The organism is Pseudoalteromonas sp. NGC95 (genome assembly GCF_015864705.1).
GTDB lineage: Bacteria > Pseudomonadota > Gammaproteobacteria > Enterobacterales > Alteromonadaceae > Pseudoalteromonas > Pseudoalteromonas arctica.
Genome location: NZ_JADYWR010000008.1, coordinates 170,567 through 193,104, shown reverse-complemented (window position 1 = coordinate 193,104; position 22,538 = coordinate 170,567). Strand labels below are relative to the sequence as shown.

The window sequence follows — 22,538 nt, the reverse complement described above, 5'->3', positions numbered from 1 at the left end:
GTTACTCCTTACATTCCCGGTGGTGGACCCATTGTTTCGCCAGTATCACAGCGACCAATTGAATTATCGGCTAATTGACCTTTAAAACGAGGCCCTATTTGATAAGGGAAAGAAGGCTGTAATTTACCATCGCTGTCTAACGTTAGTGTTATATGGTAGTGATAACCCTTGCCATCGTTAGTATCGTGGCCGTTATGCTCATCTAATTGAGCACCGGTTACTGTTTTTTGTGCGTAGTAGAAATCTTCAAAGTAATACCCATCGTCGGCATTTAATGTATTACCAGAGAGCGTCGTTACTTCTGCGCCAATAGCAGGACCTGCATCACTTGTTTGTGTACCTTGGCTAACATCGTATTGATTAATTAAAGTACAGCTTCGCTCACCCTCAGTACCACAACCACCCTCACTTTCTGATGCGCCATAATCACGCATTTCCCAGCCACTTAATGCAAGTTGACCGTTACTTTCATAAGGACCATAAAGCGGATAGCCATCAGCTGCAAACCCATAAATAGGTGAATGCGCATCGCCATCATCTTCGAGTAAATCAGCTAAGCAACTCGTGTAAAAATGGTGATGATATTCTCCGTTAGCAGCATGTCCGCCACACACATCAACATCGTATTGCTCAGCAATGGGCGCTAATGTATACCAAATATTATTACCGTAGCTCATACCATCGCCCCAGTTAAATATACTGGTGCCATTAACCATTAAGCCAACTGTACCTAAACCTGTTTCACAAGTTTCAGTGTCAGATAAATCGGTAGGTGTTATCGGAAAATACGCCTCAACTGTTTGTTCTGTCGGACAACCTGGTCCTGGAGGCCAATAGCCTGCACCGCCTGTGTCATCACAGTTTTCAGTACTGCTGTTATAGCCAATATCTTCACCAAACGAAATGGTTTGCCCTACTGCTGCTGAGGTTACACCGTTATAAAAATCGGTAGCTGCACGCGGGCGGTTATTTAACGCGTCTACTTGGTCTTGTGTAAGCGTTACGTCATATTTAGGAATGTCAGTTGTTTGCACATACATGTATTCAACGTCAGCATCTTCCTCAGTAACAGTAACAACCTCAACTGATTGAACATCTTCAACCACTGCGCCATTGTTTTGTATATAAGTAGAGGTTGTATCGTTGTTAATTAACCAGCTGGTAAGTTTTGCACTATTATCAACTGCACCACTATCTGAGCCTGAGTCTGAGTCTGATGAAGCAATAACATTAACTATAACTGTATCTACAACGACATCGTTTGTGCCGTCATCTGCACTGATTTCAAATACAAGTGCTTCATCGGTTAAAACTTCAGGTGCAACAAACTCAGTAGACGTTGCAGTACTTGAAGATAAGCTAACGGTAGTGCCTGATGTTTGTGACCAGCTAACAGATACTTCGCCATCATCTTCAACTGTTGAACTTAAATAAACGGTATCGCCCGCATTAACAGTTTGGTCAATACCGGCGTCAACAGTTGGAGCACTATTACTGACCGTTTCGCCGTCTGTTGTAGTACTTGTAGAATCGCTATTACATGCGCTTAAAGCGATACAAAGCGCACTTAACGCGAATAACTTAGTTACATTAGAGGCTTTTGTTTTAAGAAGTGTTTTCAATGTTTGAACCTTTACTTTAACGTTTAATAAAACAATGTTAACAAGTAAAAGTGCAAACAATGTGCACAAACTAAGGAAGATTGTGATCAAAAAAGACAACCCAAGTTGTCTTTTTGCTATTTAACTGGAGTCTGGCTATTTATTATTTTTCAAATGTTTATCAAAAAAGTCTAAAAATGCCTGAAGAGTTTTAACTCTGTGCTCTTGATAAGATAAGTAATGGTCACCATCTTCAAGCTCAATATAAGTAACATCTTTTCCTTCATCATCAAGTTCATCCTGCATTTCTCTACTATGGTAAACAGGTACAACACTGTCATCAGTTCCGTGTACAAGTAATATTGGTCTAGTTATTTTTTTAGCAAAATTCACCGGAGAATTAGCTTCTAGCAAATCATCATCAGTTCCAAACTGCTTTCTAACAATATTTTTGTTTGTAAAGTATCGTGCTTTACTCACTAAATACTCTAAATCACTTACTCCAGCAAAACTAGCCGCACATTTAAACGTTTCTGGGTGCTTAATTACAGCCATTAACGCTGCATAGCCACCATAGCTAGCACCACCTATACAAATGTTATCAGCATGCGCTATTCCTTGATCAATTAACCAGTTTGCACCGTCTTGCAAGTCATCTTGCATAGCTAAACCGAAACCTTGAATTGACTGCATTAAAAAGTCGTACCCATAGCCACTTGAACCACGGAAGTTAGGCTGTAAAACAGCATATCCGTTATAGGCTAATAAAGCAGTCCAGTAATCAAAGTTAGCATAATCTCTTGCCATAGGGCCGCCATGTGGAAATATAATTGTTGGTAACTTATCACCTTCTTTATATTCTACTGGTAGAGTTAAATAGCCTTCTATTTTCAAGCCATCTCTTGCCTTATAGCTAATGCGCTTTTTGCCTCTGTATACCGAGGCATCTATTTTCGGATAAACATCAGCAATTGCACTCACCTGCTTTTTAACTCTATCCCCAAATAGATAACTGCCAGACGTTTTGTCTGAACTGATATAAAGTATATATTTTTGCTGATCTTTACTGGTACTTACAATGTTTAATTTATATTCATCTTTAGGGAGCGATACACGCAAAGAACGATGTAATTTGTCTAAGTCTTTATCCCAATATTTAATACCATCATCTAAATGGGAATCAGTAAAACCAGCAACTTCACCGGTTTGTTGTGAATAAAAAATAGACCCATCAAAATCATATTTAGTATTACTGTAAATTAGCTCGCGAGCTTTAGTCGTTAAATTGAGTTTAAATAATGCATCGCGCCCTTCATGTAACGCAGTGATGTATAAAAAATTAGAGTCTTTATCAAACCCTAATATAGAAATACTTTGCTCACTAAAAACCTCATAATCAAATAAAGTATCCCACGACTGTCTATTCTCATCAAAATAATCGTAAGTAAATTGCGTATCGTCCATTTTTTTTGCAATACGAACTTTACCTTGCCGGTCGGCAAACCAAGTAACTACATTACTGCGTGGCCTTTGTATTTGAGTCTTACGTAATGTAGTTAAATCCAACTCATAAACAGCTGGGGTATTTGCTATTTTAAAATCCCCCTCAACTAAAATTTTATTTTCTTTTTCAGGTAAAAAACTAACAATTCGGTCTGAATATTGTGGCTGGATTTCATCTCTTACTGTGTTGGCTTTAAAAGCTAATTTAAGACCTTTATCATTTTTAAAGTTATACGCATACATAAGAGTTGATGTATATTTAACTCCGCCAAACTGATACTTTATATAACGAGCACCAAGCAATAATACGTCATCATTTGCCCAGTTATACCAATCAAAAAACACTGTATGGTTATTTGAGTTTATAATTGGTGTAGTAACCCCTGTCTCCAAGTTTTTAACCATTAAGATTAAAGTCCCTTGATGGTTTCTTACAAAAGCGAGGTTCTTACCATTGGGAGATAGCTTAACTTGGCTAAAATCTTTTAAGCCTGCAAAAACTTCTATAGGTAGTTTTTTATCTTGTGTGGCAAAAGAGCCAAAACTTTGCAAAGCAATTAACAAAGTGAAAATGAACTTAAACATTCGTAAATCCTTTTATTATATTCCTAAGTAAACTATTATTTCACAACTGTGGCCTTTTAAGCAAAAACTTATCTTTGGTTGTACTAAAGTAATCGCCGCCCATTTTGCCCACTGCATTTAATAATTCAGGGTCAATATAGCCACCACTCATCACTTCATCGTCTATACAAATACCCACTATGTCTAACAACATCATTTGTCCGCCGCCAGGCTCGCTTGAAATAGTAATAACTTCACGTAGCTTACACTCATAGCGTACTTTTGAATCAGCAACACTCGGCACTGCGACCATTTGGCTATCAATTTTAGTTATATTTGCAGCATCAAACTCACTAACATCACTAGGGTAATTAGCACAGCTTTGATTCATTTTTTCAACCTGCTCATGACTCACAATGTTAATCACACATTCTTTAGTCGCTAATAAGTTAATTAATGTATCTTTACTTGGTTTATCGCGTGGATTTACTTGCGTCACACTCAATACTGGTGGGTTACAACTCGCTACTGTAAAAAATGAGTAAGGAGCAATATTAGCCACACCGTCGCTACTTAATGTACTTATCCATGCAATTGGACGAGGGCTGATCCCGCCAACTAAATACGAATAAACATTAAGCTCTTTATTTACAGTTAAATCTAAAAACATACTTTTCCTTTTAATACATTAAAACTAAATCTTAATTCAAGTTAGTTACGTATAGGTTTGGCTGACTCAGTTAAATAACAAGCTAATTTTTATCTCTATTTAAAGCAATAAACAAATTATATGAAAATAAACATCGTGTGGTTTAAACGTGATTTGCGTCTTAGCGATCATCAACCATTAAAAAATGCATTCAGTAATGGCTTACCTACCCTATTACTTTATAACTTTGAGCCATTGCTGCTCGAAGATGCACACTACAATGAGCGGCACTGGCGCTTTGTATATCAATCTGTCGTTGAGTTAAACAAGCAACTAGCGCGCTTTAATGCCTGTGTTTATATCTTTAATTTAAATATGAGCGACTTACTTGAGTCATTAAAGGCACAGTTTGAAATAGTAAATATATTTAGCCATCAAGAAATAGGCTTAAACAACACCTTTGAGCGCGATAAAGCTATTAAAACCTGGTGTCAGCATAACCATATTAATTGGCAGGAGTCGCAAACAGGCGCGGTTATTCGCGGCAAAAAAAATCGTAATAATTGGAACGAACGCTGGCAGCAAACAATGCAAGCACCTATTGCAGTTCCTAATTGGAAGAGTATAAAAACAATTACCCTCAATAACTACCAAACACCTGAGCTACCAAGCGCTTACACGCAAGATCACGACAGCTTTCAACAAGGTGGCCCGCTGCATGCCCGAACTGTAATGCAGAGCTTTTTTGCCGAGCGCGGTAAAGGTTATCAAAAAGGAATATCGAGCCCAAGTCTAAGCAAAACTCATTGCTCCCGACTTTCGCCGTATTTAGCGTGGGGGAATATTAGCCTTAGGCAAGTGTATCAAATGGCCATTGATGAATATCATTCAAAACACCCTAACAAAAGAGGCTGGAAGCGCCCGCTTGCTGCGTTTGTATCGCGCTTGCATTGGCACTGCCACTTTATGCAAAAGTTTGAGAGCGAATGTTCTATGGAGTTTTTAGCCCTTAATCCGGGTTATCATGTATTTCCGTATCGTGATGATGAACATGTTAAAAACGATATTGAACGCTGGGCGCAAGGTCAAACAGGTATTCCCATTATTGACGCTTGCATGCGCTGCTTAAAAGCCACCGGCTATATAAACTTTAGAATGCGCGCCATGCTTGTAAGCTTTGTCACGCATCATTTAAATATAAGCTGGCAGCAAGCAAGCTTTCCTCTCGCTAATTACTTTTTAGATTTTGAGCCCGGAATTCACTACCCGCAAATTCAAATGCAAGCCTCGGTAACAGGCATTAACACCATTAGGCACTACAACCCAATTAAACAATCAGAAGATCAAGACCCAACAGGTTCGTTTATTAAAAAGTGGTGCCCCGAGCTTGAAAAACTCCCTATTGAATATTTACACCAACCTTGGGAGCAAACTCCGATGGAAGCACTCTTTAACGACTTTAAGTTAGGGGAGGATTATCCCGAACCGATGCTTGATTTAACAGCAGCCTCAAAAGAAGCACGCGAACGCTTATGGCAATACCGTGAGCGAGCCGATGTTAAACGCGCCATAGGGAGGATTCTTAAAAAGCACGTTGGGGGTACTCAAAAAGTTACTCGAACAAAAAGTAAAACGGATACTAAAAGTAACAGTAAGGCTGAGTAAGCATGGCGCACAAAAAACTAAACTTACCTCAAAAAATATGCCCTATTTGTAATAAACCTTTTACGTGGCGTAAAAAATGGCAGCGCGACTGGGATAACGTTATTTTCTGTTCAGAGCGCTGCAGGCGTAATAAATAAGAGTAACAATTAACTGGCGTCTATTTTGCAACATCATCAGTAATTAGTGCTTTTAAGGCTTTATATAAGTTTATTTTGTAAATAACGCTTAGCTAACCTGAAAAGCTTACACTCAAGCAAGGAGAAGATGATGACGATTAAAAAAACGGCTAGTTCAACATGGTCTGGCGATATTAAAACAGGCAAAGGTAGCATATCAACTCAAAGTGGCGCGCTTGATAAACAACCTTATGGTTTTAATACCCGCTTTGAAAATAAGGCAGGCTCAAACCCTGAAGAATTAGTAGGTGCAGCTCACAGTGCATGTTTTAGTATGGCACTTTCGCTTGCATTAGGTGATGCAGGCTTTACCGCAGATAAAATTGATACTAAAGCCACTGTAAGCCTTGATGAAGTAGATGACGGTTTTTCAGTAACGCATATTGCCCTTGAGGTAAAAGCGCGTATTGATGATATTCAAAACGAGCAGTTTCAAGCCTTATGTGAGCAAACCAAAAAGAGCTGCCCTATTTCCAAGCTCTTAAATACCGAAATATCACTAGATGCGACACTTCAATCAGCATTTTAAATATTTAGACTTAACTATTTAGACTTAACTATTTAGACTTAACTGTTTAGACTTAACTGTTTAGACAGTTCCTTACTAAGCAAGCCAAGTAATTACTTGGCTTGCTTATTATAAAGAAGTATTTTTAGGTTTATTCCTACTCAAAGTACTTACTACAAGCCCTATTCCCATCCCAATTGCTGGCCATACTACCCACATATAACTAGGCGAAGTTAGTAAATTTATAACGCTTAGCAAAGTTAAAATAAGTAAATATCCTTTAATTTTTTTGCCTAATGTCACTGTATTGCTCATTTATATTCTCCAAGTAATGTATGTCGCTATTATTGTTTTAATAAGCAGCGTACACACCTGCTAAATGTCACTAAGTGATCTGACATTAGTCATCACTTTTCATTTAATTACATAGTTATTTATTATGTATAAAAACATAAAAAACAATACTTTAATCTATTTGTGTTAGAATCTAATCTCAACTAACCTAAACAAATAAACATAAAAGGATGAGCTAAATGAGCGAAAAATCAAAAGATTGCGAAAAAGTTACGTGTAGTAACTGTGCTGACGCTAACGATCTCGAATTTGATTTTTCTATGGCTTTTCAACCGATTATAAACTGTAAAACTAATCTTATTTATGGCTATGAGGCACTAGTTAGGGGTTTAAATGGCGAGTCTGCTTATTCAATCATTTCAAAAGTGAATGAAGACAACCGCTATGCATTTGATCAGCTTTGTCGTATTAAAGCCATTCAACTAGCCTCAAAGCTGGGCATAACATCAATGCTAAGCATTAACTTTTTACCTAATGCTATTTATAAACCAGAGCGATGTATACGCACCACACTAGAAGCGGCAAAAAAGTATAACTTCCCAATTCAAAATATTATGTTTGAATTTACTGAAGTTGAAAAAATAGAAGACACCGCACACATTAAACGCATTGTTGATTACTATCAGTCTCTCGGATTTAAAACCGCCACTGATGACTTTGGTGCAGGTTATTCTGGTTTAAATCTGCTGGCTGATTTTCAAACAGATATTATTAAGCTAGATATGGCGCTAATACGCGATATAAGCAACGACAAAAAACGCCAATTAATAGTAACTCATTGCTTAAATATGTTTCGCGATTTAAATATTATCGCACTGGCTGAAGGGATTGAAACAGTAGAAGAATATACATGGCTTAAAAACGCAGGTGTTGAGCTTATGCAAGGGTATTTATTTGCCAAACCAAGCTTTGAAAACTTGCCTGAGGTAACCTACGTTTTTAATTAGGAAAATCTACAATACCCAAACACTTTATTACAATCATTTAATTGCCTTATAAAACCTCATAAATATAATACCCATTCTAGTAACAAATTTACTTAATTATAAGAAGGGATACTTATGCGCTTTTTAATGCCACTCACTTTACTCGTACTTAGCTGTACAGCGTCTGCAAACGTCGAGCAGTCAGAATAAAAACAATGGTTTAACTCTATAAACTACGCAAAAATTGATTCTGATTATTACAGTGATAATGTGTACGGGTTATCAACTCACTATTACTTTGAGGAACAGCAAAACTCAGGTGTGTGGGATGATTATGGCTATTTGGATACAGATAGTAATATAGGCTTAAATTATTTTAATTCAGATGGTTATAGTGGAAAAGGTATTTTTGGAGAAGGCTTTTACGGCAATGCTTTTGCAACTTTTGAACTACCTAATATTGGTGATGCCGACAACTATTCACTTGGTTTAGGTTACTTATTTGCTGATTCACTAAAAGTATCTGTTCGTATGTTAGATTATGAATATAGCGATACAGTTTATTTATTTAAAGCTCAATATAATCATGATATTAATGACACCGACTACATTGGTTTTACTGTTGAAACAGATGATGAAACAGAGTCATGGGACCTATCATCACGTTACTTTGCCCATCTTTACGACGACAGTTATTTTGCTATAAATGTTGACTACCTAGATGTTGGCGACGACTCAGTTTTTAATGTGCTCGCAAACTATTACTTTAATAAACATGTTGCAGTCGGTATTGGCTCAAACGACTCTGATTTAGTTATTGAAGGTAAGTACTTTATTAATGATAGCTACTACTTCACAGCTAATTACACTGATAATGATAACTATGATGTATATAATCTTAGCTTTGTAGCCCAATTTTAATAAACACAAAAAAGCCGCCTTGCTGGGTCAGCCCAGTTAACCAAGGCGGCTTTTACTAAACAACTATAACTTACATATTACCTAGCTCTATCATCATTGCTGTGTACATACGTAAATTCAGTTCAAGTTGCTCAAGTGTCATAAATTCATGCTCTGAATGACCTGTGTAGCGCTTACCTGGCATTGAAGGGCCAAACGATACCGCATTATCAAACAACTTTGCATTAGTGCCACCACCTATTGATACAAAGTCGGCTTTTTCGTCGCCCGTAAAATGCTTGAAAATATCAAGCAGCTTTTGCGCATGTGGCGCGCTATCAAGTAGCATAGGTGTGCCAATAATTGTTTCTATGTTGGCAAGCGTTACATTGTTAGTGGCTTGCCAATTAGCGAGCGCATCATCAATTTGCTTTTGTAATACAGCTTCGTATTTACCCATAGGGCGACGTGCATTTACAGCAAGTGTTAGCGCATTACCATCGCGCTCAATAACGGTTGGTGTCACTGTCATCGGGCCCATAAAGTCGTGCTTGTAAGCTATTTCGCCAAACTGTTTACCATGAATATCTAAACCAATTAACTGATTCACAAAGTCGATTAGCTCGCCGTCACTGTTATTTTCAAGCTCCACGCCTTTAAATAACTCAGCTAAATAAGCAATGGCATTTATACCCGACTCCGGCTCTGATGAATGCGCCGACATACCTTTAACACTTATTGCTAAGGCATTACTTTTTTCACTAAAGTTAAACTCAACTTTATTTAATGTTTTGGCTTTTGCTTTTAATGTATTAATAAGTGCAGCGTCTGCATTGTGAAGTACTAAGCTGGCGTCTTCTGGAATTTGGCTTCTAAACGCACCGCCAGTTACATCCTTTACATATAAACCCGTCTGTGGTGATGTTGCATTAAAAGTAGGTGCAATTAAGCTCCAGCCTTTCTCGGCAACCACTACAGGGTATGATGCATCAATCGTTACTGCATATTTTGGTTGTTCATACGTTTTCATAAATTGAGTAAGCGGACCCCAATCAGACTCCTCAGCAAGGTAAATCATAAGCTCAATTCGGTTATTAAGGGTTATGCCTTTATCTTTAATTGCTTTCATGGCGTAAAGCGCTGTTGCTATTGCACCTTTATCGTCTTCCGTACCACGACCAACTAATTTTCCCGGTTCAGATGTATCAATAATAAAAGGACTTTGTTTCCATTTGCTAGCATTAGCAGGTTGCACGTCGCCGTGGGTTACTACCGTTACTTTTTCGCTTTGCTCGCCCATTCCAATTAAAACGGTGTAGCCTAAATCTTGGTAGTCAAAACCAAGCTCTGCGGCTTTCATTTTTAAAAGTGCTTTAAAGCCAATAAAATCGGGATTTTGAGGAGCGGCAATATCGCTCTTATTAACGGTCGGAAAAGCCACTAAGTTAGTAAGTGTGTGTATTTGAACATTTTGGTAGGTATTTACTGCGTAATCGGCAACGCTATCAATATTTTTATTTAACTGTGCATGAGCACCAAACGCAAATAAAGCAATACTGGCTAAAGCTAACTTTTTCAAAACAATTCCCATTTAATTAATAACTAAGAGCGGTAATTATAACGCTATGAAGCGCTTACTTATAGCTCTTTACACTAAACACACAGGTAACTTAAGCTGAATATTTATATAGCAGCTTTTATGAGGATGAATGTATAATGCGCGACTTAAAATTAACAGGGTATTTAATTGTGAACCGTCGTAAAAAAATCGTCACTAAATTTCAAAAGAAAGATAAACGCACTAACGCTAAACTACATAAAAGCAACAAACCTGGTTATGTGTCAAAAGCTGAGCGCGAAAAACTAGCGGAACAAGAAAGTAATGAGCCAGAGGTAATCCAAGAGTAACTTTACGCTACCCGTTGCTTTGATAATTTAAAGTGGCAAAAGTACCGAGCACTTACATAACCAACTACTGCCGTGGCAACTATAAGTTCAAACGTAGCTAAGTAATTAACTGTATCTACATATGGCATTGCGAGGTTTATACTTTGCATCCAGTCTTTCATTTTAAATAATGCAGTTGCCCCAATAACCATTGGAAATGTAAAAGCAGCGTAGCTCGGCGTAAAAGGCCTGCGTAATAACTTTATAAATAACACATAAACAATCAGTGTTTTTATTATCGCTAATATAAATAATGCCCCCACTATAAAGAGTGATGGATTAGCTACAATATGAAAATACCCCGCTAATGTTAAACTGGCAGGCGCTGCTAAAATGGCAAGTGTTGGCTGTATTTCGTAGTCACTTTTTAATGCTAATAAAAAGCGATAAAACATAATTGGCAGCATAATACTGTACGTTGATATACCAATCACCAGTGCGCTATAAGCTAACCACGCTAATGTCGGATTTCCCGAAAAAGTAACATCTGCAATAATTATCCCCACTGGCGGCACAAACCAGCTGGGCGCCATATCCTCAAAGTTAAACTTTTTTGCTCGCTGGTATAAAAAACTCACCAAAAATGTGAGATGCAGCACAAAAGCTAAAACCCACATAATGTCGCCAGCTAATGAGTTAAATTGCCCAACTGAGTTTGAAATAACAAGATTAGCCATTGCAAATGTAGGGATCACACTTCCTGCAACTGGGTGTGCTAAATCGGCTTTTAATAAATGAGGGTGTAGTAAAAACTTAGCAGCCAAAAGTAAAACTAATACGCCAGCTAGTACCGCTCCCAAAAATTGACCTTGGGAGTTTAAATTAAAAACGTTTTCCCATGTCCATCCCATACTAGCAATACCCAAAGCTAAACCGGCCATAGCTGTTGGCGCACCCATCACTTTATTTTTAAATTGCTTAAACACTGTATTTCCTAATCATTGGGTGATGAACAAGTTACTGCTTTTTACTGCATTGCCTTAAAATAACGCTGTAAAATTAGTACAAGCGTGCTTAATAGAACGCTTTTTGCGTACAAATATTTCATAAAAATAAGTTTACGGCTTACATATTAAAACGTAAAAAAAGCCATAACACAGTTATGGCTTTTACTTTATTTTTAAAATTTAGTTTAGTTAGAACGCGTAACTAACGCTTACATTAAATGAACGCCCCTGCCCTACAAGTTGTTCAAACCCGTTGCTGCTATCTTGTTTAAGTGCCGCAATACTTACACCACCTAATGGGAGCTGGTAATACTCATCAAACACGTTACTCACTTCAGCACTTAGCGTTAATGAATCCCATGTGGCTTTAGAGCTTAAATTAACCAGGCTGTAGCTGTCTGTTTGGTTTTCAAAACGATCATTATCTACACGGCTTTTAGTATCGACCCACTGCCAAGATAATGCGTTTTCAAATCGACCTATTTGCTGGCTAATACCTAGCTGAGTTTGCAGTGGTTTAATTTGATAAAGTGGCTGATTAGTATCGTCGCGCTTGCCTCTCGTATTAGCAACATTAGCGTGTAACTGCCAGTTACCTAAATCCTTAGATTCATAAATATTGGCTGTTAAATCTATTTTTGCACCATACAAAATAGCATCTACATTAGTAAACTGAAAAATGTTACGCGCTGTATTGTCTAAATCATAACTATTGAAGCTTCTTACAATATCAGCATCAATATAGTCACTCACATCTGTATACCAAACATTGGTGCTTAATCGCCAACCATCATCTTTAGCCGATTTAATATAAGTAGCACTTATTGTATGCGCTGTTTCAACGTCTAAATCAGGATTACCAATGTAGCCATTACCATCGCCATACCAACCAATCATGGTGGTTGCCATGGTACTTACACCCCAACTGTATCGCTCGTATAAATTAGGTGCTCGGTTTTTACGGGCAAGACCAAATTGCAGCTCATCATAATTTGTTATTTGATAGTTAATTAATAAGTTAGCATCAACTATAGTGTCGGTTTTATCTCTGTCGCCAGCATTAAAGTTCTGTGCAGCAATGGTATTATCTGTAGACGTATCGCTCATGGTCATACTTTCCATACTACCCATGTCGCTCATATCGTCCATATCCGTCATGCTCATGTCATCGTTGTAAGATTGAACCTCTCCAACGTGGGTATTAATACTTTCAATACGTACGCCTGCGTTTAACCATAACTTTGTATTTACTTGGCTCTCAAATTCTGCAAATGCCGCTATGCGCTCTCGTTTACCGTTATTTACATTTACGTAATCGCCTGGTCCCATCATGGTTGAGCCTTCAATACCTGGCCACCAATCATCAATACTGTAATTGTAATATTCTTGACCGAGTAAAATACTGCTGTTTTTATCAAGCGCAATACGCCATTTAAGCTGCGTACTTATATCTTGTGCATCGGTTTTCATTCGCATCATGCCTGTTTTTTCTTCACTGAAAAAACCCATTTCGTGCTTTACGCTATGCCAGTTAACTTGCCCTTCAAGCTCGCTGTTTTCAAAGGAGCGTTTGTATTGAGCTATTGCACCGTAGCTGGTGTTATCGGTCATATCCATATACTGATTTGCAAATCCCTGATACGGGATTTTTTGATGCGTTAGCTTTATAACTAATTGCTGTTTATCATCGCGCATAGCTGCGGTTAAACTATGATTTTGTGCTCGATACAATGTATCTAATACTACATCGCCGTTACCGTCTTCATAACTATCTGCGTCACTAAACGAACCCTGATAATTAAGGCTAAACGTGTCACTTGCTAAACGTGCACCAACGCCAAGTTTACGTCCGTTATCAACGCTACTGTACTTTGCTGACACATAACCTGAGTGCCAACCTAATTCATTGCTATCGCTATACTGTGGTGAAATAGAATTAACGCTTATTACACCGGCAATATTATCGCCGCCCGCGCTTACTGGCGACACGCCTGCAACCACATTGTAAGACGTAATTTGATTAGCCGAGATATACGAAAGTGGCGGGTTCATATGATTAGCGCATGCAACGGTTACATCTGCACCATCAACTAACACTTTAACTCTGTCGCCCATTAAACCATTTAAAATAGGTAAGTTAGATACGCCGCCCGCTGCTGAAAAATCGACACCTAAATCACTTAATAACGATTCTGACGAACCAAGTGCTAAATGCTTATTTTGAGCATGTCCGTGTACTTCAATCACTTCTAAAGGCGTATCGTCGGCAAATGCAAAAGGAGATAGCACACCGCTAATAAAAAGTGCGACAGGAGTTAGTAAATATGTTTTTTGAGTTTTGCTTTTATAAACCATTGTTAATTTATGCCACTGTAATAATTGGCGTAATTATAGTGTGAGTTGCAAAAGCAAAAGCGCGACATATTGTCGCACTTTATCAATTTAGAATGTTGTTAGGTGTGTTTGAGCACATAAGAAGGCAGCTTTAAACATAGGAACATGCAATTAACTAAGTATTTAACTTAGCTACCGTTTGAGAAACAATATCGGCTCCACGTTCAATCTCTTTAATGACCTCAGACACATTAGCAATAAGCTCTCTTCCTTGTTTTGATGAGTCTGAAACTGACGTTATTTGCTTTGATATATCATTAGTGAGCTCTTGGTTATTTTTAACAACACTTGCTATTTCATTAGTAGAGCGACTAGTGCTGGCTGCAAGCTGCCTTACTTCATCAGCTACTACAGCAAAACCTCGACCATAATCACCAGCACGCGCTGCTTCTATTGCGGCATTAAGTGCCAGTAAATTAGTTTGATCCGCAATGCTGCTAATTGTCGAAACAATGGAGCCTATGACCGCAGACTGTTCATTAAGATTTTTTATTAAATCTACCGATTTAAGTACTTGGCTTACAATGGCGTCGGAGTTCGCTATAGAGCTTTGTAGTATTTCAGAGCCTTTTTTAGCGGTTGTAGCAGTAGCTACCGCCGATTCATGTGCTATTGCAGCGGCTTCTGTCACTGCACTGTTATTATTAATTCGATCGGTAATATTTGATGCAAACTTAATTATTTTAATTACATTACCTTTGCTATCTAAAATTGGGTTATAAGTTGCTTCTAACCAAATTTCTGAACCGTCGGCGGCAATACGTTTAAATTTTCCTGACTTAAACTGCCCCTGCGCTAATTCACTCCAAAAGCGTGGGTTTTTCTCATAAAACAATTTAGTACAAAACATTTTATGATGCTTGCCTACAATGTCTTTTAAGCTATAACCTATTGTTGCTAAAAAGTTTTGGTTCGCCTTTAAAATATTACCCTCTGGGGTAAACTCTATTGTAGCCAAGGCTTTGTCGAGTGCATTTGCAATAGCTTCTTGCGCTTTTCTTTGTATGTAACTGTTTGTAATATCAGAGGCTATTTTAATAACTTTGGTGACTACGCCGCGCTCTTCTACAGGAAAGTAAGTTGCCTCAAGCCAAAGCTTATCGCCATTAGCTTTGTACCTTAAAAACGAGCCTGCTTTAGAGTTCCCTGCTTTCAATGCTTGCCAAAATTGACTATATTCGTTTGACTTTGCATATTCAGGTTCGCAAAACATACGATGATGCTTACCAATTATTTTCTCTTTGCTATACCCAATCGTTTTTAAAAACAACTGATTTGCGTCTAATATTATTCCATCAGGTGTAAACTCTATATAAGCAACGTGCTTATTAATTGCCGATAAAATAGATTGTTTTTGAATTAATTGAAGCTCCATTTCTTCAATTTTTGCGTTTCTTTTAGAAATACCAAACATATAAAAACCTTAAGGAGTAAATTAGTACAAAAATTAGCAAATTAATGTGATATCAATATGTAGCTGTACTGTAAATATAAGCTTTAAATAACCTTTCGGCTAATATTTAATATCTTATATATATATGCTTTATAAATAGTTTTTTTATTTTATAAATATTAAGTAGTATTTTCTTCTAATTAACATTTTAAAAACCTAATAAAACCACTAATTTATGCATGACTCTGTGCTTTTTTTAACTTAAAATAGCGCCCTCACAGACTACCCTCTCACACCAAAATTTAAGCATACACATAATATGTCCTATTCAAGATCTATTGTGCAGTTTCATTTTTAAAATTAAACCTTAAGGGATCATCTATGACATCAGATGTAACGTCGGCATCTAGTCAACTTAACAGAACCGCTATTTTACTCGTATTAGCGCTAGGCACATTTATTTTAGGATTATCTGAGTTTTCGATGATGCCTATGCTGCCACTAATTAGCGAAACATTTGGCTCAACGCCATCACAAAGTGGCTATGCAATTAGTGCTTACGCCATTGGTGTTGTAGTGGGTGCCCCTATTTTAATGCTTACCACTGCTAATATGAGAAAGCGCAAAGCATTGCTCATATTTATAAGCTTAATGTTTGTCTCAAACGGATTAAGCGCGATGGCAACGTCGCTTGAGCAGCTTGTAATATTTAGATTTTTAAGTGGTTTACCTCATGGTGCATATTTTGGCGCGGCTATTTTATTAGCATCGGATATTGCCCCAAAAGGTAAGCGTGCTAGCTTTATGTCTAAGGTGTTTATGGGTTTAACTGTGGCTACTATTGTTGGTGTGCCTGTTGTAACACTTGTGGGTCAAAACCTTAGTTGGCGGTATTGTTTAGCCGGCGCTGCAGTGCTTGCATTTATTGCTTTTATTTTTGTTTATAAAGTAGTTCCAAATATAGATAACGCTAAGCCTTCTAACTTACTAAACGAGTTTGGCGTACTTAAAAACAAACTGGTTTGGTCTATTTTGGGTATTGTAATTATTGGCTTTGGCGGGGTGTTTTGTATTTATACTTACATTGCCGACACCATCTTAGTGGTAACAAAAACAGCCCCGTATACTATTTCTATCGCAATGGTAATGTTTGGTATTGGTTGTACGCTCGGTAACTATGTACTGGGTAAAGCTGCCGATAAATCAGCAATTAAAACGACTGGCCTTGCGCTTGTATGTACCATTGTATTTGCCTTTGCTTATGTAACGGCAAGCCATAATATTTGGGCTCTTTATGCAGTGATCTTCTTTATTGGTTGCAGTGTGGGCTTGGCTACGCTGATTCAAACGCTTTTAATGGACGTTGCACCCGAAGGCCACGCTATGATTGGTGCCTTAGTACAGTGCGCATTTAATACTGCCAATGCTATAGGCCCTTGGGTCGGTGGAATTGCAATAGCACAGGGTGCTGCACCTAATCAAACAGGTTACGTAGCAGCTGCATTATTTTTAGGTGGTTTGGGTATGTGGCTACTAAGTTACTTACAACTAAATAAACAGCAACCAACAGCGCAAGCTACTAATTAACTTGAGTTCAGATTAATTTAAAATACAAAAAGAGCCGCTAATTAGCGGCTCTTTTATTTTTAATTTACCTAGTAAATTAAGCGCTTAGCGATGCCATATCAATAACAAAGCGGTATCGTACGTCAGACTTTTCCATACGCTCGTATGCCGTGTTAATTTCGTCTATGTTGATCATTTCGCACTCAGGTAGCACGTTATTTTCACCACAAAAGTCGAGCATTTGTTGCGTCTGTGCAATACCACCAATAAGTGAGCCTGCAATACGACGGCGACCCATTAATAATGGCACCGTGCTTAGCTCATCTACAGGGCCAACTTGGCCTACAATAACTAAAGTGCCATCTACATCAAGTAGTGGTGTGTAAATAGATAAATCATGTTTTACAGGTACCGTATCTATAATGACGTCAAAGGCAGATTGCGAGTCTTTCATTTCGTCATCATTAGATGACACTAAGTAGTGCTGAGCACCCAATTTAACCGCATCATCTTTTTTAGACTCACTACGGCCAATTACCGTAACGCTTGCGCCCATTGCAACTGCATTTTTAACAGCCATATGGCCAAGTCCGCCTAGACCAACAACACCAACACGGCTACCTTTTTTTACGCCCCATTTATGAAGTGGCGAGTAAGTAGTAATACCTGCACAAAGTAGCGGTGCTACGCGAGAAAGGTCTAAATTTTCTGGTACGGAAAGTACGAATTCTTCGCGTACAACGACATGTTTAGAATACCCACCTTGGGTCATTTCACCACTAATGCGGTCTTTGCCTGCGTAAGTACCAATCATACCTTCGCGGCAAAATTGCTCTTCATCGTTATCACATTGATCGCAGCTTTGGCACGAATCAACCATACAACCAACAGCAACCGTGTCGCCTTGCTTGTATTTTTTAACGTCGCTACCTACCGACATAACTTTACCAACAATTTCATGCCCAGGTACTAATGGGTAGTCACTGCCACCCCAATCATTTCGTACGGCGTGTAAATCTGAATGGCACACACCACAGTATAAAATTTCAATTTCTACATCGTTATTTCGTAAATCGCGGCGCTCAAAAGAAAATTCTGTCAATTCAGAACCTTGGCTTTTTGCTGCATATCCTACTGTTTTCATAATAACTCCATAGTGGTTAAAAATTTAAATCATCAACAGCATAGTACATAGCCTGTGAATAGAACCTGACAATATAAAATAGGCACAAAAAAAGCCCAAACAGTGTTTGGGCTTAATCGTTAGGACTAGGGAGCTAAATTTAATTATTTTGCAAGTAAGCTGTTTAATTCATTAATAATTGAATGAATGCGCTCTGCATTTTTTCCTAAATCACTGCGCCCTACTCGTGATTTACTACGAATATCAACAAAACGTTGGCTGCCTTCATCTTTAATACGAATTACCACATCGTCTTTAAAACCAAACCATGTGGTTGTATCAGTAGCCTCTACAATACCTGTAGCCGTGTTTGCACTTACTACTGCAAAACCAAGATTTTTAACTGCTTGTTCGCTTGCTGTCATCAAATCGGCTTTAGATTGTGCAAAGCTTAACGTTACCAGCTCCGGGTATGCTTTGCGTTGCTGTACTGCCGTTTCTTCACCCGCGTATTCTACTGGGTTAGATGCATTTGCACGTAGTGGTGCAATTGCTACAAATTTTGGTGGATTAACTAAATCAGTTGAAATGTCATGAATTGCCGGTACACCTTCAGCCTTGTTCATCATATTAAGTGGCATAGCAATAGCCACAACCGAAAATACAAGTGCAATAACACCACTGCTTAGCGTTAACGTTTTACGCATAAATAACGCTTGTACTATAAGTAGCACCAATGCAGCGCCACCAGCATAAACGCCAAATTTAAACCCCGTAAACGCAACACCTAATTCTACAATACCAAATTTATACAAAGGCCCTGGCAGTATGACGAGTAAAAAAGCGATTAAACTAACTAAGCTCACTAAAACTTTCATTTTATGATTCCTATATTGTGTGTGATTTTTATTATTAAAACAGATAAGCATTATTAACCAGTAGCTTATACTACTAATAAGTGCTTTTAGATTACTATTAGCGACTAATTACACAAAAAAGTCCAATGTTGTGTGATCAAAGTTACTCAAGTTTGGAAAAATATCAACAAGCTCAGAGCTTGGCACACCAAACCACTGAGCCAATGTGGCAAAGTACTGCTCATTAGCAACACTTGGAATTAAACGCCCGCCACCGGTATCTTGTGGGCCATCCAAATGTTGAGTTAGTAGCTCGCCATATATATTGCCGCCTTTTACTGCGCCGCCCATTACTATTTGGTTTCCTGCCCAACCATGGTCAGTGCCATCGCCATTTGAGGTCAACGTGCGACCAAAATCAGACATAGTAAACGCAGTCACTTTATCTGCCATATCAAGCTCTTTCATCGCGCTATCAAATTCACTTAACCCTTGAGCTAACGTATTTAGTAAAGCAGGGTGCGTTGTTAATTGGTTATCGTGCGTATCATACCCCCCCATAGAAACAAAAAACACTTGGCGCTGAGTGCTCAATTTTGCCTGTACGCTAATTGTTTTAGCTACTGCTGCAAATTGCTCACTAAGGCTATTATCGCTAAATGGGGTAATAAGTGCAGGCGCGCTTTCTAACGCGCTGTTCATTGCTTGAGTGTTATTTATCGCACTTGTTAAGCCATTGGCATAAGCTGTACTTAATGGATGGCTCGTATTGCCTAGTAAGCGGTTCATAATAGAAGTTACGTGCTCGCTACGAGGTTGATACCCTCCAAACGCGTTAATACTACTAATGCCGCTTTTGTTAAGCGCAAATGCATTGCTAGCACTTCCCGTTTGCCATAAATTAGTACCGTCGAGTGATACATTAGCTGCAAACTCATCTTGTAACTCTAAACGCTCTAAAAGTCGTGCGCCCCACCCGCTATTAAGTGATTGTTTTTCTCGACCATACATCCACGCAGCTTGCTGATCGTTATGCGAAAACAAATGCTTAGGCAAACCTATTGCTTTATTTTTATAGTCATTCAATGTTGTGGGAGCGAGTAAAGTACCTACCCCGCCTACAAATGCTAAATTTTGAGATTCAAACACATTTTGTATAGGTTCAAGTGAGGGATGAATACCGACTCCACCGGCAAACTGGCTTTTAATACTTAACTCAAGTGGGCTCTCTACCGCCAGGTTCTGCCTACTTTGCTCGTAAACACTACGTTGCTCGCCTTCAAGCGGAACTAGCATATTTAACGAATCATTCCCTCCGTATAAATACACACACACTAATGCTTTGTAATCTCCTAGCTCAACTGCATTAGTCGCTCCAGTTAATGCTTGTAATTGCAGGCTCGTTAGCGCGGCAGCCGATACACTGCCTTTTACACATAACGACAAAAACTCTCTTCTATTAATGCTCATTATGCGCTCCTAATACTGCACGTTAAATTCAGGTGAAATAGCAATCATATATAATAAATACGAAACCCGTTCACGGTATTGCTCTTCATTAAAATAGGCATCTAAATCAAGTAACGCTTGGCGCGTGTCACTGCTCATTGCGCCTGCAAAATATAACGTGTTGTACTGAGCTAATAGCGCGCTAACACCGTTTTTCTCTAAAAAATTCATGTCGTCTTGAACATAAATATAAATACTATTTGAATTTAAATCACTGCGCGCTTCTGCGGTACTCCATACTAAGCTTGCGTAAAGCGCGTTCATGGTGCCAATCAGTGTTGCGTCGTTTGCTATTTGTAATTCTGGTGCAACAATACCTTCATTTCGCAAAGCTGCGGTTTGATAATCAGGCCTAAAAAAGTTAAATACTGAAGCCGATTGCATGGGTCCTTGTCCGTAGCTATTTATTAAATTCCATGTTTTATAATAACCCGCTGGCGATTTAGCATCGAGATTTCGCCAAAACTGTACAGTTTTTAAAATAGGCTCTTTAATTTTACCTTGGTAATCAAGCACTGAGCCAAAATGCCGTGCTTCATCATCTAAATATATAGCCTTTACTACCGCCGCTAAATCGCCGCGTACACCAGCGCCGTTATCAATAAATATATTAGCTACTCGCTCAACGTATTGGGGTGTTGGGTTTGAGGTAATTAATCGCTGAATAAGCTGCTTAGTAATAAATGGCGCAACATTTTGATGGTTAAATAAGTTATCGAGGGCTATTTGCAATGACTCTTCTGCTACATAACCTTGTGGTATAACCTCACCGTTTAGTAAGGTTTTTTGTTTACTAGAATGGTACTCGTCAAATGCTTCCATTGGCTTAATATAATCACGACTTTTACGCTTAAATGTTTCACTATCGGCAAACGTCCAACCAGTAAATACGCGTGCAAAACTCTCTATTTCTACCTGTCCGTAAGTGGCAATGGTATTACCTTGTGCATCAAGCTTGGCGCTGCCATCTAGGTTTAGCTCTTCAAGGCCAATAGTAAATAACTGCATTACTTCACGTGCGTAATTTTCGTCTGGGCGAATATTGAGTGTATCGTCTGCTTTTTCGTTACCCAAATGGCTTAAGTAAGTCCCCATAATAGGCGAAAGCGTCACATCTTCGAGTAAGTCACGATAATTACCAAAGGCATGCTTTAGTAATAAATCGTAATAAGTGATCATGCCCTCAGGTTGGCCTCTTAAGGCACTATTTTCATCCGACACCACTAATATTTCACTTAACGCAAACGCAACACGTTGACGAAGTTGATCGTCACTTTGCATTACTGCTTTCCACCATGCATCTATGCGGCTTATGTATTTAAAGTCGTCATCGTCATTTAGCTTTACTAAATAATCACGGTGATAATTAATAGGTAGCGCTATTTGTTTATCAAGCCATTGCTGCTCGCTTAAACCTTGTGCGTTTTGTATTTCACTAAACTTAGGCCCCATTGTTGCTTGGTGTAGTAACCGTGCGGCGCTGATCTCATCCATATTATTGCGCGCTATAAAGCTCAGCGTTTTTACACTGCTTGCTCCTTCATTGTCGGTTGCTGTGACCGAAAAAGCGTAATTAACAGGCTTATAACTTTGCGCATTTAGCAGTGTTACTGAGGTGGTTACTGCCTCTGAAGGCCCGCTAATTAGTTCAGGCCCTTGCGTTTGTTGCCATACAATCGATGTAATAGTGCCGTCTTTATCACTGGCTGTTGCTGTTAGCTCAATTGTTTGGCCCTTACTTAATTCACTAGGAATATCAGCGACTGACAAAATGGGGATTTTATTTCCGTTAACGGTTGGCGTATCATCTGAGCCTGAACCACCGCAAGCGCTTAGTATAAAAACCGAGCTTGCGATCAGAGCAAATTTATAATGCATGTAAAGTCGTCATCATTTGTTAATTAAAGTACGTTAGTGTGTACCGAGTTTGATGCATTTATTGAAACACAAAATTTA

Annotated in this window: 19 protein-coding genes; 7 read left to right on the top strand and 12 right to left on the bottom strand. The window is 38.5% G+C overall.

Translation table 11 applies throughout. The annotated features are described in order from the left end of the window. Positions 1–8: 8 nt before the first annotated feature. The 3 genes from I6E70_RS09795 to I6E70_RS09785 all read right to left on the bottom strand — a co-directional run bounded on the left by I6E70_RS09795 (position 9) and on the right by I6E70_RS09785 (position 4,338). The gene (locus I6E70_RS09795; RefSeq protein WP_197188620.1) at positions 9–1,682 is read right to left on the bottom strand and encodes a YHYH protein; all 1,674 of its coding nucleotides are present in this window, start codon (positions 1,680–1,682) and stop codon (positions 9–11) included. Between the two features lie 75 nt (positions 1,683–1,757). Further along, a complete protein-coding gene (locus tag I6E70_RS09790) occupies positions 1,758–3,689 on the bottom strand; it encodes an alpha/beta hydrolase family protein (protein ID WP_101217773.1) in 1,932 nt (643 codons plus the stop codon). A 40-nt stretch (positions 3,690–3,729) separates the two neighbouring features. Further along, entirely contained in the window at positions 3,730–4,338 is a 609-nt protein-coding gene (locus I6E70_RS09785; protein WP_101217772.1) for a flavin reductase family protein, read from the bottom strand. Positions 4,339–4,458: 120 nt separating this feature from the next. Between I6E70_RS09785 and I6E70_RS09780 the strand changes: the two genes are divergently transcribed. The 3 genes from I6E70_RS09780 (at position 4,459) to I6E70_RS09770 (ending at position 6,687) form a co-directional block, all read left to right on the top strand. After that, positions 4,459–5,982 carry a cryptochrome/deoxyribodipyrimidine photo-lyase family protein gene (locus tag I6E70_RS09780; protein WP_197188613.1) on the top strand — a complete coding sequence of 508 codons (1,524 nt, stop codon included), beginning with the start codon at positions 4,459–4,461 and terminating at the stop codon, positions 5,980–5,982. A 2-nt stretch (positions 5,983–5,984) separates the two neighbouring features. Next, the gene (locus I6E70_RS09775) at positions 5,985–6,119 is read left to right on the top strand and encodes a DUF2256 domain-containing protein (RefSeq protein WP_076916399.1); all 135 of its coding nucleotides are present in this window, start codon (positions 5,985–5,987) and stop codon (positions 6,117–6,119) included. Between the two features lie 130 nt (positions 6,120–6,249). Continuing rightward, positions 6,250–6,687: an OsmC family protein gene (locus I6E70_RS09770; RefSeq protein WP_197188612.1), complete on the top strand. Its 438-nt coding sequence runs from the start codon at positions 6,250–6,252 to the stop codon at positions 6,685–6,687. A gap of 108 nt (positions 6,688–6,795) precedes the next feature. Here I6E70_RS09770 and I6E70_RS09765 read toward each other — a convergent pair whose 3' ends face one another. Beyond that, entirely contained in the window at positions 6,796–6,981 is a 186-nt protein-coding gene (locus I6E70_RS09765) for a 2TM domain-containing protein (RefSeq protein ID WP_197188611.1), read from the bottom strand. 218 nt (positions 6,982–7,199) lie between these two features. On the opposite strand from I6E70_RS09765, the gene I6E70_RS09760 reads away from it, so the two are divergent. Next, on the top strand, positions 7,200–7,967 hold the full coding sequence (locus tag I6E70_RS09760) for an EAL domain-containing protein (RefSeq protein ID WP_007581257.1): 768 nt from the start codon (positions 7,200–7,202) through the stop codon (positions 7,965–7,967). 207 nt (positions 7,968–8,174) lie between these two features. Then, entirely contained in the window at positions 8,175–8,867 is a 693-nt protein-coding gene (locus tag I6E70_RS09755; RefSeq protein WP_331459189.1) for a putative porin, read from the top strand. Positions 8,868–8,937: 70 nt separating this feature from the next. Here the strand turns inward: I6E70_RS09755 and I6E70_RS09750 are convergent, their stop codons facing one another. After that, on the bottom strand, positions 8,938–10,425 hold the full coding sequence (locus I6E70_RS09750; RefSeq protein ID WP_197188610.1) for a dipeptidase: 1,488 nt from the start codon (positions 10,423–10,425) through the stop codon (positions 8,938–8,940). A 137-nt stretch (positions 10,426–10,562) separates the two neighbouring features. Between I6E70_RS09750 and I6E70_RS09745 the strand changes: the two genes are divergently transcribed. Continuing rightward, positions 10,563–10,754, top strand: a complete 192-nt coding sequence (locus I6E70_RS09745) for a DUF2986 domain-containing protein (RefSeq protein ID WP_008169531.1) — start codon at positions 10,563–10,565, stop codon at positions 10,752–10,754. Positions 10,755–10,756: 2 nt separating this feature from the next. On the opposite strand, the gene I6E70_RS09740 is transcribed toward I6E70_RS09745, so the two are convergent. The 3 genes from I6E70_RS09740 to I6E70_RS09730 all read right to left on the bottom strand — a co-directional run bounded on the left by I6E70_RS09740 (position 10,757) and on the right by I6E70_RS09730 (position 15,548). Continuing rightward, complete coding sequence (locus tag I6E70_RS09740) at positions 10,757–11,719, bottom strand: TDT family transporter (RefSeq protein WP_197188609.1); 963 nt, start codon at positions 11,717–11,719, stop codon at positions 10,757–10,759. Between the two features lie 210 nt (positions 11,720–11,929). Beyond that, positions 11,930–14,095: a TonB-dependent receptor gene (locus I6E70_RS09735; RefSeq protein ID WP_197188608.1), complete on the bottom strand. Its 2,166-nt coding sequence runs from the start codon at positions 14,093–14,095 to the stop codon at positions 11,930–11,932. Positions 14,096–14,249: 154 nt separating this feature from the next. After that, on the bottom strand, positions 14,250–15,548 hold the full coding sequence (locus I6E70_RS09730; protein ID WP_165726424.1) for a methyl-accepting chemotaxis protein: 1,299 nt from the start codon (positions 15,546–15,548) through the stop codon (positions 14,250–14,252). Positions 15,549–15,908: 360 nt separating this feature from the next. Here I6E70_RS09730 and I6E70_RS09725 point away from each other — a divergent pair, with 360 nt between their 5' ends. Beyond that, positions 15,909–17,114, top strand: coding sequence for an MFS transporter (locus I6E70_RS09725; RefSeq protein WP_007581242.1), 1,206 nt, complete (start codon positions 15,909–15,911; stop codon positions 17,112–17,114). A gap of 76 nt (positions 17,115–17,190) precedes the next feature. Here the strand turns inward: I6E70_RS09725 and I6E70_RS09720 are convergent, their stop codons facing one another. The 4 genes from I6E70_RS09720 to I6E70_RS09705 form a co-directional block, all read right to left on the bottom strand. After that, positions 17,191–18,237 (bottom strand): NAD(P)-dependent alcohol dehydrogenase, encoded by a 1,047-nt coding sequence (locus I6E70_RS09720; protein WP_165726575.1) that lies wholly within the window; start codon positions 18,235–18,237, stop codon positions 17,191–17,193. A gap of 143 nt (positions 18,238–18,380) precedes the next feature. Beyond that, positions 18,381–19,094, bottom strand: a complete 714-nt coding sequence (locus tag I6E70_RS09715) for a DUF1499 domain-containing protein (RefSeq protein WP_121954096.1) — start codon at positions 19,092–19,094, stop codon at positions 18,381–18,383. A 108-nt stretch (positions 19,095–19,202) separates the two neighbouring features. After that, complete coding sequence (locus I6E70_RS09710; RefSeq protein ID WP_169059986.1) at positions 19,203–20,543, bottom strand: DUF1501 domain-containing protein; 1,341 nt, start codon at positions 20,541–20,543, stop codon at positions 19,203–19,205. Between the two features lie 9 nt (positions 20,544–20,552). After that, positions 20,553–22,460 carry a DUF1800 domain-containing protein gene (locus I6E70_RS09705; protein WP_197188607.1) on the bottom strand — a complete coding sequence of 636 codons (1,908 nt, stop codon included), beginning with the start codon at positions 22,458–22,460 and terminating at the stop codon, positions 20,553–20,555. Positions 22,461–22,538 lie beyond the last annotated feature (78 nt).